Annotated in this window: 16 protein-coding genes and 2 tRNA genes; 11 read left to right on the top strand and 7 right to left on the bottom strand. The window is 61.3% G+C overall.

Annotated elements, in window-relative coordinates; all coding sequences use genetic code 11:
• Positions 1-2 precede the first annotated feature (2 nt).
• A tRNA-Met gene (locus tag AC3A6F_RS15090) sits at positions 3-79 on the top strand.
• A gap of 64 nt (positions 80-143) precedes the next feature.
• Positions 144-220, top strand: a tRNA-Met gene (locus AC3A6F_RS15085).
• Positions 221-325: 105 nt separating this feature from the next.
• Here the strand turns inward: AC3A6F_RS15085 and AC3A6F_RS15080 are convergent.
• Positions 326-658 (bottom strand): putative signal transducing protein, encoded by a 333-nt coding sequence (locus tag AC3A6F_RS15080; protein WP_487682043.1) that lies wholly within the window; start codon positions 656-658, stop codon positions 326-328.
• Positions 659-669: 11 nt separating this feature from the next.
• Entirely contained in the window at positions 670-1,938 is a 1,269-nt protein-coding gene (locus AC3A6F_RS15075; protein WP_487682041.1) for a DUF445 domain-containing protein, read from the bottom strand.
• A gap of 147 nt (positions 1,939-2,085) precedes the next feature.
• Here AC3A6F_RS15075 and AC3A6F_RS15070 point away from each other — a divergent pair, with 147 nt between their 5' ends.
• Positions 2,086-3,789: a cation:proton antiporter domain-containing protein gene (locus tag AC3A6F_RS15070; protein WP_487682039.1), complete on the top strand. Its 1,704-nt coding sequence runs from the start codon at positions 2,086-2,088 to the stop codon at positions 3,787-3,789.
• Positions 3,790-3,799: 10 nt separating this feature from the next.
• Positions 3,800-4,102, top strand: a complete 303-nt coding sequence (locus AC3A6F_RS15065; protein WP_487682037.1) for a hypothetical protein — start codon at positions 3,800-3,802, stop codon at positions 4,100-4,102.
• Here the strand turns inward: AC3A6F_RS15065 and AC3A6F_RS15060 are convergent.
• Positions 4,099-4,233 (bottom strand): hypothetical protein, encoded by a 135-nt coding sequence (locus AC3A6F_RS15060; RefSeq protein WP_487682035.1) that lies wholly within the window; start codon positions 4,231-4,233, stop codon positions 4,099-4,101. The two genes, AC3A6F_RS15065 and AC3A6F_RS15060, sit on opposite strands and share 4 nt — an antisense overlap.
• A gap of 143 nt (positions 4,234-4,376) precedes the next feature.
• Between AC3A6F_RS15060 and AC3A6F_RS15055 the strand changes: the two genes are divergently transcribed.
• On the top strand, positions 4,377-4,769 hold the full coding sequence (locus tag AC3A6F_RS15055) for a RidA family protein (protein WP_487682033.1): 393 nt from the start codon (positions 4,377-4,379) through the stop codon (positions 4,767-4,769).
• A gap of 58 nt (positions 4,770-4,827) precedes the next feature.
• Here the strand turns inward: AC3A6F_RS15055 and AC3A6F_RS15050 are convergent, their stop codons facing one another.
• Both AC3A6F_RS15050 and AC3A6F_RS15045 read right to left on the bottom strand, forming a co-directional pair.
• Positions 4,828-5,325 carry a lipocalin-like domain-containing protein gene (locus AC3A6F_RS15050; protein ID WP_487682031.1) on the bottom strand — a complete coding sequence of 166 codons (498 nt, stop codon included), beginning with the start codon at positions 5,323-5,325 and terminating at the stop codon, positions 4,828-4,830.
• Between the two features lie 186 nt (positions 5,326-5,511).
• Positions 5,512-7,470, bottom strand: a complete 1,959-nt coding sequence (locus AC3A6F_RS15045) for an AAA family ATPase (RefSeq protein WP_487682029.1) — start codon at positions 7,468-7,470, stop codon at positions 5,512-5,514.
• 560 nt (positions 7,471-8,030) lie between these two features.
• Here AC3A6F_RS15045 and AC3A6F_RS15040 point away from each other — a divergent pair.
• Positions 8,031-8,303 (top strand): hypothetical protein, encoded by a 273-nt coding sequence (locus AC3A6F_RS15040; protein WP_487682027.1) that lies wholly within the window; start codon positions 8,031-8,033, stop codon positions 8,301-8,303.
• 18 nt (positions 8,304-8,321) lie between these two features.
• Here the strand turns inward: AC3A6F_RS15040 and AC3A6F_RS15035 are convergent, their stop codons facing one another.
• Positions 8,322-8,873, bottom strand: a complete 552-nt coding sequence (locus tag AC3A6F_RS15035) for a DUF1697 domain-containing protein (protein ID WP_487682025.1) — start codon at positions 8,871-8,873, stop codon at positions 8,322-8,324.
• Between the two features lie 141 nt (positions 8,874-9,014).
• On the opposite strand from AC3A6F_RS15035, the gene AC3A6F_RS15030 reads away from it, so the two are divergent.
• Positions 9,015-9,344, top strand: a complete 330-nt coding sequence (locus AC3A6F_RS15030) for a hypothetical protein (RefSeq protein ID WP_487682023.1) — start codon at positions 9,015-9,017, stop codon at positions 9,342-9,344.
• Positions 9,341-10,192 carry an HDOD domain-containing protein gene (locus tag AC3A6F_RS15025; protein ID WP_487682021.1) on the top strand — a complete coding sequence of 284 codons (852 nt, stop codon included), beginning with the start codon at positions 9,341-9,343 and terminating at the stop codon, positions 10,190-10,192. Before AC3A6F_RS15030 ends, AC3A6F_RS15025 begins: the two co-directional genes overlap by 4 nt.
• A gap of 126 nt (positions 10,193-10,318) precedes the next feature.
• On the opposite strand, the gene AC3A6F_RS15020 is transcribed toward AC3A6F_RS15025, so the two are convergent.
• On the bottom strand, positions 10,319-10,726 hold the full coding sequence (locus AC3A6F_RS15020) for a hypothetical protein (RefSeq protein ID WP_109346351.1): 408 nt from the start codon (positions 10,724-10,726) through the stop codon (positions 10,319-10,321).
• Positions 10,727-11,333: 607 nt separating this feature from the next.
• Here AC3A6F_RS15020 and miaB point away from each other — a divergent pair.
• The 3 genes from miaB to ybeY are packed head-to-tail and all read left to right on the top strand — an operon-like array spanning position 11,334 to position 14,216.
• The gene (gene miaB / locus AC3A6F_RS15015) at positions 11,334-12,695 is read left to right on the top strand and encodes a tRNA (N6-isopentenyl adenosine(37)-C2)-methylthiotransferase MiaB (RefSeq protein WP_487682018.1); all 1,362 of its coding nucleotides are present in this window, start codon (positions 11,334-11,336) and stop codon (positions 12,693-12,695) included.
• Positions 12,692-13,774 carry a PhoH family protein gene (locus tag AC3A6F_RS15010; protein WP_487682016.1) on the top strand — a complete coding sequence of 361 codons (1,083 nt, stop codon included), beginning with the start codon at positions 12,692-12,694 and terminating at the stop codon, positions 13,772-13,774. The genes miaB and AC3A6F_RS15010 overlap by 4 nt, the downstream gene beginning before the upstream one ends.
• Positions 13,749-14,216 carry an rRNA maturation RNase YbeY gene (gene ybeY, locus AC3A6F_RS15005; protein ID WP_487682014.1) on the top strand — a complete coding sequence of 156 codons (468 nt, stop codon included), beginning with the start codon at positions 13,749-13,751 and terminating at the stop codon, positions 14,214-14,216. The genes AC3A6F_RS15010 and ybeY overlap by 26 nt, the downstream gene beginning before the upstream one ends.
• The last annotated feature ends 59 nt before the right edge of the window (positions 14,217-14,275 follow it).

Raw genomic sequence — 14,275 nt, 5'->3', positions numbered from 1 at the left:
CAGGTGATATAGCTCAGCTGGTTAGAGCACAGCACTCATAATGCTGGGGTCGGTGGTTCAAGTCCACCTATCACCACCAAGAATTCCAGGCGAATGGCTTGGCTCTCCAACGAGTCGAGCCATTTTTGCTTTTGTCAGTTTCAGGTGATATAGCTCAGCTGGTTAGAGCACAGCACTCATAATGCTGGGGTCGGTGGTTCAAGTCCACCTATCACCACCAAATACAGAACGGCCCGGTTTTCGCGAACCGGGCCGTTGTTGTTTCCGGCGCCGCCAAGCCGCAGGCCGCCATCATTTCGTACGCCACCCCGCTTGTCGACCTGGTCTACTCGGCCTTTTGCCACTCGCCCTCCGGCGCGTGCTCGTCGAGCGCAAAGTCGCCCCGCGCCAGCGCTTCGAGCACCCCATACGCCTGCTGCACGTGTTCGGCATCGACCAGCAGGCGCACGCCGCCCAGGGCCGGCGCCAGCAGCAGGTCGGTCTGCATCAAATGCGCATCGGCCAGCATGGCGGGGATGCCGGAGGCTTCCAGGCAGCCCTGGGCCAGGTTGGCGTCGATCGGGATCATGTAGCGCGCCACCACATACAGGTCGCGTTCGGGGATGCGCTCGACTTCGGGGTGGGCGGCGAGCCAGTCGTTCAGTGCGAGCGTGTGCATGGTGAAGGCCTTCAGTTCAGGAGCGCGGGCAGGTGGGACAGCAGGTACAAGGTCACGCCGATCATGCCGCCCACGATGGTGCCGTTGATGCGGATGTACTGCAAGTCCTTGCCGATATTGAGTTCGATCTGGGCCGACATCTCGCGGTCGTCCCACTGCTTGACGGTGTCGGCGATGTGGCGCGTCAGGAAGCCCGCGAACTCGGGCGCCACGCCGCGAGCGGCCGCTTCCAGGTTCTCTTGCAGCGACTGGCGCAATGCGGGGTCTTCGCTGAGCACCTTGCCGATCCAGGCGCCCATGGCGACGATGCGGCCGCGCAGCCTGGAGTCCTCGCTTTCGAGGTCGCGCTTGAGCCAGGCCTTCAGTTCGGCCCACAGCGAGCCGAGATAGGTGTTGACGGTTTCGTCCTCGAGCAGGTAGCGCTTGACGTCGTCGGCCCTGGCCAGGAAGGCCGGGTCGCCTTTCAGGCGTTCGATGAAGCCGGCCACGTAGTCGTCGAAGCGGTGGCGCAGCGGGTGCTCGGGATCGGCCGCTACCTTGTTCAGCACACCGGCGGCCAGGCGCACGGCGATGTCGGCGCCCTTGCGGCCGATGAGGTCCGACGGCAGCATCTTTTCGATGAAGGCATAGTCTTCCTTGAGCCACTCGACGATGCCCTGGGCAATGTAGTCTTGCGTGTCCGCGTTGTCCAGCAAGTGTGCCAGTTGCCGGATGCCTTCGTCGAGCAGTTCCTGGTGGCGCCGGCCGCGGGTCAGGCTTTCCAGGATGGCGCCGCTCGACTTCGACAGGTCGACACTGTTCACCATCGTGTGCACGCCGCGGCGGATGAAGTTCTGCACGGCCGCGTCTTCGATAAAGTCGAGCATGAAGGTGGCGGCGCGCACCAGGTGGGCGCCCATCAACTCGGTATTGGCGGGCTTGACCAGCCACTCGGCCACCTTCTGCACCGGATCGTGGCGCCGGATCAGGCCGACGATGGAGTCGGTGTCGAGGAATTTTTCGCGCACGAACAGCGCCAGGTTGTCGGCGATCTTGTCCTTGTTGCTGGGGATGATGGCGGTATGGCGCGACACGATCGGGATCGGCACGCGCCGGAACAAGGCCACCACCGCGAACCAGTCGGCCAGCGCGCCGACCATGGCCGCTTCGGAAAACGCGCGCAGCAGGCCAGTCCACCAGGTGTACGGCAGCAGGAGGCTGATCACGAACAGCGCGGCCGCGCCTACGAAGAAGCCGAGGGCGATCCGTTTGGAACGACGCAGTTCATCTTGTTTTTCCATGCAGCGCTAGCTCGGCAGTGACGTTATACCAATGCTATCGCACTTCAGGCGCGGACGACGCGCCGGCGTTGCTTGGGTTTTTTTAGCCTGTACATACTGCTGACTTATACTAAAGACCTTCCTACCTGTTCAAGAGTCCTCCACTACATGCACCACGAATTAAGCCTGATCACCACGATTGCCGCCGCACTCGGTTTCGGCCTGATGTTCGGCATGCTGGCCGTGCGCCTCAAACTGCCGGCGCTGGTCGGCTACCTGGCCGCCGGCGTCTTCATCGGCCCCGCCACGCCGGGCTTCGTGGCGGATATCGGCCTGGCTTCGCAACTGGCGGAGATCGGGGTCATGCTGCTGATGTTCGGGGTCGGGCTGCACTTCTCGCTGAAGGACTTGCTCGACGTGCGCCGCATCGCCCTGCCCGGCGCGCTGCTGCAGATCGGCGTGGCCACCGCGATGGGCATGGCGCTGTCGTGGTGGTGGGGCTGGAGCCTGGGCGCCGGCATCGTGTTCGGCCTGGCGCTGTCGGTGGCGAGCACCGTGGTGCTGCTGCGCGCACTGGAGGCGCGCGGCGTGCTCGATTCGATGAACGGCCGCATCGCGGTGGGCTGGCTGGTGGTCGAGGATCTGGTCATGGTGCTGGTGCTGGTGATGCTGCCGGCGCTCGCCGGGCCGCTGGGCGGCAAGGGCGATGCCGGGCTCGATCTGTGGCCGGCGCTGGGCATGACCCTGCTGCAGGTGGGCGGCTTCATCGCCTTCATGCTGATCGTCGGGCGCAAGGTCTTTCCGTGGTTCCTGTGGCGCGTGGCCAAGACCGCCTCGCGCGAGCTGTTCACGCTATCGGTGATCGCGGCGGCGGTCGGCATCGCGTATGCCTCTTCAAACCTGTTCGGCGTGTCGTTCGCCTTGGGCGCCTTTTTCGCCGGCATGGTGCTGCGCGAGTCGGAACTGAGCCACCGCGCGGCCGAGGAATCGCTGCCGCTGCGCGATGCGTTCTCGGTGCTGTTCTTCGTCTCGGTCGGCATGCTGTTCGATCCGATGGTCCTGGTCGACAATCCGCTGCACGTGCTGGGCGTGGTGCTGGTGATCGTGGTCGGCAAGTCGCTCGCCGCTTTTATTTTGGTGCTGGCGCTGCGTTATCCGCTCAATACGGCGCTGACGGTGTCGGCCAGCCTGGCGCAGATCGGCGAGTTCTCGTTCATCCTGGCTGCGCTGGGCATGCAGCTCGGGCTGCTGCCGGAACTGGGGCAGAACCTGATCCTGGCCGGCGCCATCATTTCGATCGCCCTCAACCCACTGGTGTTCTCGTCGATCGAGCCGGTGCAGCGCTGGTTCGGCAAGCAAGACCACCTGATGCACCTGGCGCGCAGGCTCGAGCGGCCGGCCGATCCGCTGGCGGAACTACCGATGACAACCTCGCGCGAAAAACTCAGCAACCAGGTAGTGCTGGTGGGGTTCGGACGGGTTGGGCGACGGATTGCGGACGACCTGACGGCGCGTGGCATTCACTTCGTGCTCGCCGAGCAGCATCGCGAACTGGTCGAGCAGGCGCGCCAGCGCGGGATTCCGGCAGTGGTGGGCAATGCGGCGGAGCCGGCGGTGCTGATCCAGGCGCATATCCACAAGGCGGCGATGCTGGTGATCGCGACGCCGGATACCTTCGACGTGCGCAAGATGGTGGAGATTGCGAAGGCGCTCAACCCATCGATCCGCTGCGTGGTGCGCACGCATAACGACAAGGAAGCAGAGTTGTTGCGGGCGGAGACCGGCGGGCGGGTGTTCGTTGGTGAGGAGGAGCTGGCGAGCAGCATGACGCGGCATGTGCTAGAAACATTGCAGGAACAAAAGCGCGCCTAGGTCAACAAACTTGCCCGACTCGCTCGCCCTTGATAACCCCACTGAAAGTGACTCGACCATGACGACAAACTTTTCTTCCCCATATCAGCCGATCAACTGCGAATTTCACGATTTGCTCGAGGCCCACGCCACCTTAGGCAAGCCAGTGCAGATCGGCATTCGCAACGAGACAGGCGCCTTACAGTATTACACTGCCTCCATTACCGACTTATACGCAAAGAATGGTGCCGAGTACATGTCGATAAGTACGGGCGACACCGTGCGTCTGGACCAGATCGAGGGGATCGATGGCGCAAAGCTGAGTGATTTCTAACATCGGGTCGTTTGATGGTTGCAGGCCGCCAGGCGCACGGTGTGCTCGCCGCTGGTTTCCTGCCCGAGCTGGCTGTAATCGATCTTCGAACGCGAATACATCGACAGGCGGCTCACCATCAAATTGAGCATCTTGGCGATCTTCTCGATATCGGCTGACGGCGGACCTTCCTGAGCAGAGACCGCGCAAGCGAACGCGACAGCACAGGCAGTTACGGCAAAATATGGTGTAGTGGTTACTAAATTATTGACTCACTATCCTAGGGGCAATCACCATGAGTGTACGCGATGCCGTTTTCCCAGCTGGCCGGCAAGACCTTTACGTGAAACAGACCTATTCGGCGGCGATCAGATCAGGCGATCTTCTCTTCGTATCCGGTCAGGTCGGAAGTCGCGACGACGGTTCGCCCGAGCCTGAGTTCGAAGCCCAGGTTCGTCTGGCGTTTTCCAATCTCCAGGCGACACTGCAAGCGGCCGGGTGCGGGTTTGACGATATTGTCGACGTCACCACGTTTAATACCGATCCCGAAAAACAGTTTGCCGCGGTGATGAAAGTGAAAAGCGAAATCTTCCCTGAAGCGCCTTATCCAAACTGGACGGCTGTCGGCGTCACCTGGCTCGCAGGGTTCGACTTCGAGATCAAGGTCATTGCCCGCATTCCCGCCTGATCATCGGATTGCAGGAGTCGATCTTCGCTATCGAGATAATGGCATGGCCCTGTGACCGCTACTGAGGCTTGACCCGCTGCCAGACGATCCGGATCCTGGTGCCGTCCGGCCTCTGAAAATTCTCAGTCATGCGATCGCCTTCAACGACCAGGCGCAGCTCCTTGCGCGTGCGGACCTGCCCGATCCAGTTCGGGAAGGTCGATGCCTCGACGCGGTTGCCGCTGAAGACGCCATCCTTGTCCACCGTATAAGTGCCGAAGAAGCCGATGCTGCCGGCCATCGCCGCGCGGTTTTCTTCGGCCGTGCCCTGCCCTCGTGCATCCGAAGCAAATTTTGGAATAGTCGCATCGGTCAGCACCTCGATGAAATGCATGTCCTCGGTAAACACGAGCAGGCCATTCGGCTTGTCGCCATAGGCCGGCAGGTTCTTGCCATCCGGATCGATCTGGGCGGTCACCATGCGCCAGGTGCCCAGGACCTGGTTCGGCGATCTTGCCTCAGCGGATGCCATGCACAATTGCAAGGAAAGAAAAACTGGCAAAGCGAGCTTTAGCATACGCATGCGACCTCCTGATATGAGCATGAGCGATCCGGTTTCCCACTCCCATCATAGTCGAGCTCACCGCCCTCGTTTAACACGATCCTCTCGGATGTAGTAATGAATTAACGAGAACAATCCCGCACTAACAAAAAACCCGTCCGGCTTGCGCGGGACGGGTTTTCATCAAAAGGAACCAACTGCTTACGCGGCGACTTCTTCTTCGCACAACGTCAGCTTGGCCGCCCGATGCCCATGCAACTGCGGCATCAGCAACTCACTCCGCTCTTCCAGCAACGCAAACACCTCATCCTTCGACAACACATACTGTTCCAGCAACGTATCCTTGAGCGACTCCATCACCAGCTTGTAATCGCGGATCGAATCGAGCGTGTAGCTATAGAGTGCATCCGCCTTCTCTTCGACCAGGCGCACGGTGTGCTCGCCGCTGGCTTCCTGCCCCAGCTGGCTGTAATCGATCTTCGAACGCGAATACATCGACAGGCGGCTCACCATCAAATTGAGCATCTTGGTGATCTTCTCGATGTCGTTCTGGCTGCCGACCGAAATACCGCGCGCCCCATAAAACATCTCTTCCGCCGCCACGCCGCCATACAGGCCGACCACGTCACGCTCCAGCTCTTCGAGGGTGCGCAGCGACATGTCCTCGCCCGACTGCAGCACATAACCCAGCGCGCCGATCTTCGACACCGCTTCGGTACTGATCTTGAGCAGGTGCGATTTTTCCCTCACTTCGGCCAGGCTGAGACCGGCGCGCAGGTAGGGGTCGATCTGCATGAAGAAGTGACCCAGCTCGTGCAGGGCGATGCGTTCGCGCTGCTTGTGCTTCTCGGCCGTCGTCGCGCGGTCGGTCAGGCCGATGGTGGCGCGTTCATAGGCGCGGAACATCAGGTTCGTGTTGATGATCGTCTTTTCCTGGATCGACAGCATGCTGGCGCGCTCGACCACGGTTTCCAGCAGCGCCGGGCTCAGGTTCTGGGTGATCTCGGCCACCTGGTCCAGGTTCAGGTCTTCCCAATCGACCAGGCCATCCTTCTTGCGTCCCAGGAAGCTGCGCAGCAGTTCGCGGCGCTCGGCCTTGTTCGGCAAACGGAAGTTGATCTTCACCGAGAAGCGGCGCAGCATCGCTTCGTCCATTTCCGTCGTGTTGTCATCGAAGTTCGAGGCGACGATCCAGATCACGCCCTGTCCCTTGTCGCTCTTGACGCCGTCAAGCAGGCCGAGCATGGTGTTGGCGGTGTCGTCTTCCCATTTCTTTTCGCTGCGGCCGCGCGGCATGAACAGGCTTTGCGCTTCATCCAGGAAGATGATGCACTTGCCCTTGGCGCAAGCCTTACGATACAGGGCGTTCAGGGCCTTCGAGCCGCCGCCGACATAGCCCGACTCCAGCGCCGAACCCGAGGCCGAGATCATCGGCATGTCGAGGCGCTTGGCCAGGTAGCCCACCAGCTTGGTCTTGCCGGTGCCGGCAGGCCCGGTCAGCATCACATTGAACGGCTTGTCGATATTGTGCGACTGGTATTCCGCGCGGTTGCGGATCATGTCTTCCAGGTGCAGCACTTCCTGCTTGATGTCGTCCATGCCGATCAGGTCGTCCAGGCTGCCCTTGAGCTTGTCCGGGGTGATCATCGATGCGCTCGTCCCCATGCCCGGGATGCCGAACTTCATCACATACAGGATCATCAGCACCAGGATGATCGGGAAGGCATTGCGCTTGAGGAAGTCGCCGGTCTGTTCGAGCATGCTCACGCCCTCATCCATCACCGCCTTGTGGCTGGCCAGGAAATCGTCCCTGGCGATCGAATAAGGAATCGCGTTCTTGAGCAGCACTTCGCGCTCGAGCGAGAGGTGCGAGGTGCTCGGCACCTTCACCACGTGCAGGCTTGCCGCGTCCTTGAATTTATAGATGTAGCGCGGCGCCTCCGACAGCGGATGCGCGATCAGCAGGTAATCCAGGCGCGCCTTCTGCTCGGCCAGCGACGTGATCTCGGCGATGTTCTGCGAGTGGACCACCGGGCTCGGGTCTTGCGGCACATCGGACTTGAAGATCGCCAGCGCCACCAGCATGCCCAGCAGGATAGCGGACAGGATGCGGACGTAAACGTTCTTGAATGCAATCTGAAGTCGGGCGAAGTTGGGCATCTGGTTACTCGTCGAAAGGTGCGTCGTGCAAAAGTGGGGCTGCTGTTGCCGTATCGCGGAAGGCGGCGAACGCGGCGTCGGCCAGGGCCGAAGGTTTCAGACGTGTTGGTTGGGACGTTGCTGTGATGCCCGAGGGCAAGGGGATAAGGAGACTATACATTCAAAAAAAACCGCGGTGAATACCCCAAGGATAAAAAAATGCGGAATTTGATGATGATGAAAAAGCTGATAACGGTTTTAATTATTCGAGTGACAGCAATAATGATGAATGTGCCAATCAAATGACGATTTCTTGCGAAATTCGCATTATCACTCTGCCCAATCCTGCATTATATTTACTGCTGAGCGCTGTTTATTTACCACAGTCAACTTTTGCCTTGAGTGAACGCAAGATGCTCGCATCTTTCAGCAAAAACATGACTTCTTTCTACAACTCATGGATTCAATTGCGCGCAACGTGGCCACGGATTTGCTATGCTGATGTAGCAAGATGGCGACCGCGGATCGAGTTCGAACTCATCCAAAGCTCGGTGGCATTTAGCTCGTAAAGAGGAATGGCTATGAACAGACTTGCTTTGACGGCGGCGCTTGCGCTCTTCCTCGGCAACGCAGCCCAAGCCGCCGTTATCGATCTTTCTCCCGGCAATGGCGTCGAAGCCACTCCGGCCCCGCAGGCGGTGCACGACCTGGCCGTCACGGGCCACACGCACATCGTCACTCCACTATCCCACCTGTCCGAGCTGCCCGAGCCGGAAGTGTTCGCAATGATGCTGGTCGGCCTGATCCTCATCGGCTACCGCGCGGGCCGCGACAGCAGCGACAAGTTCAAGTAGGCGGCCGACAGCGCCGGGTCAGCACCCGGCCGGATGGCTGCACAAGCCGTGCAGCTTGGTGATCGTGCGCCAGTTGCGCGAGGTCGTCCCATCGCCCAACTGTTTGCCAAGGGCCGCCGCGGCGGCGCTGTCGAGCACGCCTTCGGGGCACCAGACGTAGGCGGCGCGGCGGCCGATCGCCAGCGCCTCGGGCTGCCAGTCCTGGCCGCACAGGCAGGCCGCCACCTCGCGCTGCGGCTCGCCCGCCAGTACGAAGGCGAACAGGCGCGCATGGTCGTCGGCCAGGTCCAGCAAGGGATTGTCGTCGATGATGTCGGCCAGCTCCTGGCGCTCCAGCACGAACACGCGCGCCGCCACGCCAAGGCGCAGCACCATCGCTTCCTCGATCATTTCCGCCGCCCGGCTGGATGGCACGTCGGCGTCGAAGATCACATTGCCGCTATTGAGCAGGCTGCGCACGCCGGTATAACCCAGGCTTTCGACCAGCTTGCGCAGGTCGGCCATGGCAATCCGTTTGGCGCGGCCGACATTTACGCCGCGCAGCAGAGCAATGTAGCGTTGGCTGGTCACGGGGTCATGGTAGCCTGGCGCGGGCAATCGGTGCGCGCGTCTTGACGCATATGGCAGGCGGGACAGACAAACGATGACCGATGCTTACAGATATTCAGCCGCGCCGGTGATAACATCGGCGCTGAATTGAATGGAGGTAATATGAGCGATGACCACGCGATGGTCCCCGTGACCCAGGTAACGCCGGGCATGGTGCTCTCGGACGAGCTGCTGGACAATCAGGGCCTGGTATTGCTGGCCAAGGGCGCCGTCCTCAGCGAGGCGACCATCGCCTCGCTGCAGCGTCACCATATCGAGGCGGTGCCGGTGGCGCGCGTCGAGGCGCACCGCGCGCCGGACGAGGGGGCGGTCGTTGCCCGGCTCGACCACCTGTTCCGCAAGCACGATCTCGAGGGTGACGAAGACTGGGCCGGCAAGCTGCTGCGCCGCTACGTCGAGGATTACCGCCTGGAACGGCAGGTGGCGCCATGACGATCACGTCAGCGATCACCTCCGAACATCTGGTCCAGGGCCTGGAAGACCTGCCCTCGCTGCCCGCCGTCGTGATGGAGCTGCTCGGCAGCATCGACCAGGAAGACGTCGACGTCTCGGTGCTGGCCAGGAAGGTGTCGGCCGACCAGGCGCTGACGGCCAAGACGCTGCGCCTGGCCAACTCATCGGCCTTCGGGCTGCAGGTCAAGGCCACCACGATCCAGCAAGCCATGACCTATCTGGGCTTCCAGGCCACGCGCAACCTGATCATGGCGGCGGCGATGACGGGCTGCTTCCCGAGCGGACGCTGCCCCAGCTTCGACGACAAGGCCTTCTGGCGCCTGTCGATCGCCACCGCCGCCTGCGCGCGGGTGCTGGCGCGCCATATGCGCTTCAACCAGGATGTGGCGTTTACGGCTGGCCTGCTGCACGGCATCGGCCGCCTGGTGCTGGTGACGCGCTTTCCCGAGCAGTACGATGCCGTCCTGCGCGAACGCAAGCGCCTCGATGGCGACCTGCTCGATACCGAACGGGCCATGCTGGGCGTCGACCACCTGCTGGCCGGTGCGGCGCTGGCCGAGCACTGGCAGTTCTCGGGCACGATGCAGCAGGCGATTGCCTTTTATCACAAGCCGGAAACGCCAGGAGCCGGCTTCCTGGCCACCATCGTCCATGTCGCCAATGCGGTGGCGCATGCGCTCGACCTGGCCGGCGACGCGGACGAGCTGGTGCCCGCCGTGTCCAGCGTGGCCTGGACGGCGCTCGGTCTGCCTGAGGAAACATGGCTGCACGTGTTCCGCGAGACGGAACTGCAGTACGAGGAAATGACAGCCATCCTGATGGCCTAGGCCGCAGGACGGTGCACGATGAATCAGTAGAAACTGGTGCGGCGCCGCTGCTGGAAGGTCAGCACGGCGGCGCCGCGGCCCGCCAATACCGAAGGCATGACAGATGCGGCTGTCATGCCCACGGCATTAGTGCGCATAATTGCCGGAGGTCTTGTTCGACGCTTCGTTGGTCTGCGCGCCCTGGCCTTGCGGCTGGGCTTGCTGCTGGGCGGCAGCGGCTGCAGCCTGTGCCGCTTTCTCTTCTGGCTTCGGACGACCCTGGGCATCCGACAGGCGGTATTTGGTGCGGCGGTCGCCCATCAGGTCGCGCAGGTCGCGGATGCTCATGCCGGTCACTTCGTGCATGCGGATCAGCAGCGAGGCGCCGACCGGCAGGCGGTGGTGGCGGATCTTGCTGATGACGGGCGGCGCCACTTCCAGCATGCGCGACAGGGCGGCGTCGTTTTTCAGCTGCATCTTGCCGAGCAGGATGTCCAGCAGGTGGTTCGGGTTGTAACTTTCCTGCGAAGATAGAGCGTGATGTTGTTGTGCCATGATAATTACCTCACGAGTTTGGTTAAAATAGTTCCCTTACGAACTTTTGTTAAAGACTACATTTCGTCAACATAAGTTCCCGGAACTTGTACAGGGATTAAACAGCGCTAATCTGAACATTCCCTTAAGAATTCCGGCCCACAGTGCTCCATGTTTCTTTCCACATACGCACTTGTCTTTCAAACAAATTATCTATCCTGTACGCCAGTGCGATGACGAACCGGCGCATGTGACTCCTTGTCGGAAATCAAGCTAACGTGTGGAAAGCTTGTCACGTTTGCATTTCAGCACATGGGGCCCAATTGTGGCGCACGCAAGAGATTTCTTGGATAAATTTTGTAAATCAGAATCCAGTCAGAAGTCGTTGATTTACATAGGGAAACACTTCATGACAGCGAAGCTATGTGTCATGAATAATAAAGTATGTTCGCTAGCGGACATTTAACAATCTAAGTATAAATACAATTACTTTAGGTAAAGAAATTAACCATTCCAAGCGGCACTAAAATGGCCAACTTCGTGGGCAAACGGGGTCATTACCAAAGTACGGTAAACTGGCCTCGCCCATGCCTTGTCGATGCCGCGCTCGCCCCCAACTAGTAATTCCATGCAAAAAAAAGTATTCATTAAAACCTTCGGCTGCCAGATGAACGAGTATGACTCGGACAAGATGGTCGACGTCCTTGGCGCCTCGGATGGACTGGTGCGCACCGACACGCCGGAAGACGCGGATGTGATCCTGTTTAATACCTGCTCGATCCGCGAAAAATCGCAAGAAAAAGTGTTTTCCGACTTGGGCCGCATTAAGGAACTCAAACGTAAGAAGCCCGAGCTGGTCATCGGGGTCGGCGGCTGCGTCGCGTCGCAAGAAGGCGACGCCATCGTCAAGCGCGCACCCTACGTCGACGTGGTGTTCGGCCCGCAGACCCTGCATCGCCTGCCCCAGCTGATCCAGGACCGGCGCCAGTCGGGCAAGGCGCAAGTCGATATCAGTTTCCCCGAAATCGAGAAATTTGACTTCTTGCCTCCGGCTAAGGTCGAAGGCCCCATCGCGTATGTGTCGATCATGGAAGGCTGCAGCAAGTATTGCAGCTACTGCGTCGTGCCCTACACCCGCGGCGAGGAAGTCTCGCGCCGTTTCGAGGACGTGCTGACAGAGGTCGCCGGCCTGGCTGCCCAGGGTGTGAAGGAAATCATGCTGCTGGGCCAGAACGTCAACGCCTTCCGCGGCGCCATGGAAAGCGGAGAGACCGCCGACTTCGCCCTGCTGCTCGAATACATCGCCGAGATTCCCGGCATCGAACGCCTGCGCTTCGTCACCAGCCACCCGAAGGAATTCAGCCAGCGCCTGATCGACGCCTATGCCCGCATCCCGCAACTGGTCAGCCACCTGTACCTGCCGGTGCAGCACGGCTCCGACCGCGTGCTCAACGCCATGAAGCGCGGCTATACCGGCCTCGAGTACAAGTCGATCATCCGCCGCCTGCGCGCGGTGCGGCCGAACATGACCTTCTCGTCCGACTTCATCGTCGGTTTCCCGGGCGAGACCGAAGCCGACTTCGAGGCCATGATGAAGCTGGTCGAGGACGTCAACTTCGACAATAGCTTCAGCTTTATCTTCAGCAAGCGCCCCGGCACCCCGGCCGCCAACCTCGAAGACGACACCCCGCACGAAGTCAAGCTGGCGCGCCTGCAGCGCCTGCAAGCCCTGATCGACCTGAACACCCGCAAGCACAGCGCCGCCATGGTCGGCACCGTGCAGCGGGTGCTGGTCGAAGGCGTCGCCAAGAAGGATGCCACCCAATTGCAGGGCCGCGCCGAGAACAACCGCGTGGTTCTGTTCCCGCTGGACGAGACGAATGCCTCGCTGATCGGCCAGTTGGCCGACGTGCGCATCGTCGCCAGCCACGATTACTATTTGCGCGGCGAACTCGTCGCCAACCTCGATACGATAGCCAAAGCCAGTTGAAAACACAGCCAACCCTGCCCTCGTACTTCATTCCCGAACCGCTCGACAATACGCGGCTCGCCCACCTGTGCGGCCCGCTCGACGAAAACCTGCGCCAGATCTCGGCCGCTCTCGACGTCACGGTGTTCCGCCGCGGCGAGAAATTCATCGTCAGCGGCGCCAATGCCGGACGCGCCGTCGAATTGCTGGAACGCTTCTATGCGGTCGCCAACAAGATCGTGCCGATCGAAGAAGTGCAACTGGCCCTGGTCGAGCAGCGCGCCGGCCTGAAGCCGCGCGCCGGCGATCCCGATGCCGCCCCGGCGGGCAAGGCCGACGCTCCTGAAGAAACCAGCGACGCTCCGGAAAGCCTCGAGAGCCCGATCCTCAAGACCCGCCGCAGCGACCTGCGCGGCCGCACGCCGCACCAGATCCAGTACCTGAACGCGGTGCTCAACCACGACATCAGCTTCGGCATCGGCCCGGCCGGCACCGGCAAGACCTACCTGGCCGTGGCCTGCGCCGTCGACGCCCTCGAGCGCGACGCCGTCAAGCGCATCATCCTGACCCGACCGGCCGTCGAGGCCGGCGAGCGCCTGGGCTTCCTGCCGGGCGACCTGGCGCAGAAGGTCGATCCTTACCTGCGTCCGCTGTACGACGCGCTGTACGACCTGCTGGGCTTCGACCGCACCCAGAAGCTGTTCGAAAAACAGGTGATCGAGATCGCGCCGCTGGCCTATATGCGCGGCCGCACCCTGAACCACGCCTTCGTGATCCTGGACGAAGCCCAGAACACGACCGTCGAGCAGATGAAGATGTTCCTGACCCGGATCGGCTTCGGCAGCAAGGCCGTCGTCACCGGCGACGTGACCCAGGTCGACCTGCACAAGACCCAGCGCAGCGGCCTGGTCGACGCCATGCACGTGCTGAAGGATGTGCGCGGCATCGAATTCACCCAGTTTTCGAGCGCCGACGTAGTGCGTCACCCGCTGGTGGCGCGCATTATCGACGCGTATGACAAGGATATGTCCGTCCAGGAACTGGGCGCCCTCCCCAAACCGACCCCGGTGAAACATGCAAGAAAAAAAACATCCCCTTGAGCTGGAAGTCCAGTTCGCCGATACCCGCCTCGAAGGCGAGATCACCGAAGCCAAGCTGCAGCGCTGGGTCGAGGAGTCCCTGCTCGGCCCGGCCGAGCTGACCATCCGTTTCGTCAATGCCGAGGAAGGCCAGGCCCTGAACAAGGCCTACCGCGGCAAGGACTACGCCACCAACGTCCTCACCTTTGCCTATAACGAAGAAGAGGAGCTGGGCGAGGACGACCCGACCCAGGCCGACATCGTGCTGTGCACCGACGTGCTGCAGCGCGAGGCCGAGGAACAGGGCAAGACGGTCGAGGAGCACACGGCCCACCTGGTCGTGCACGGCGTGCTGCACGCCCAGGGCTGGGACCACGAAAACGAGGACGACGCCGAAGAAATGGAGCAGTTCGAGCGCGACATCATGGAGGTGCTGGGCTTTCCGGATCCGTACGCGGAGTAGGGTTGGCGGCAGTGCCGCCAATTCTACGCAACATCAGTGCGCACTCGTGTAAATACTGG

The sequence above is a fragment of the Massilia sp. Soil_C_3 genome (assembly GCF_057657035.1).
The sequence above is the reverse complement of the archived record's forward strand: the minus strand, read 5'-3'. Positions and strand labels throughout refer to the sequence as shown.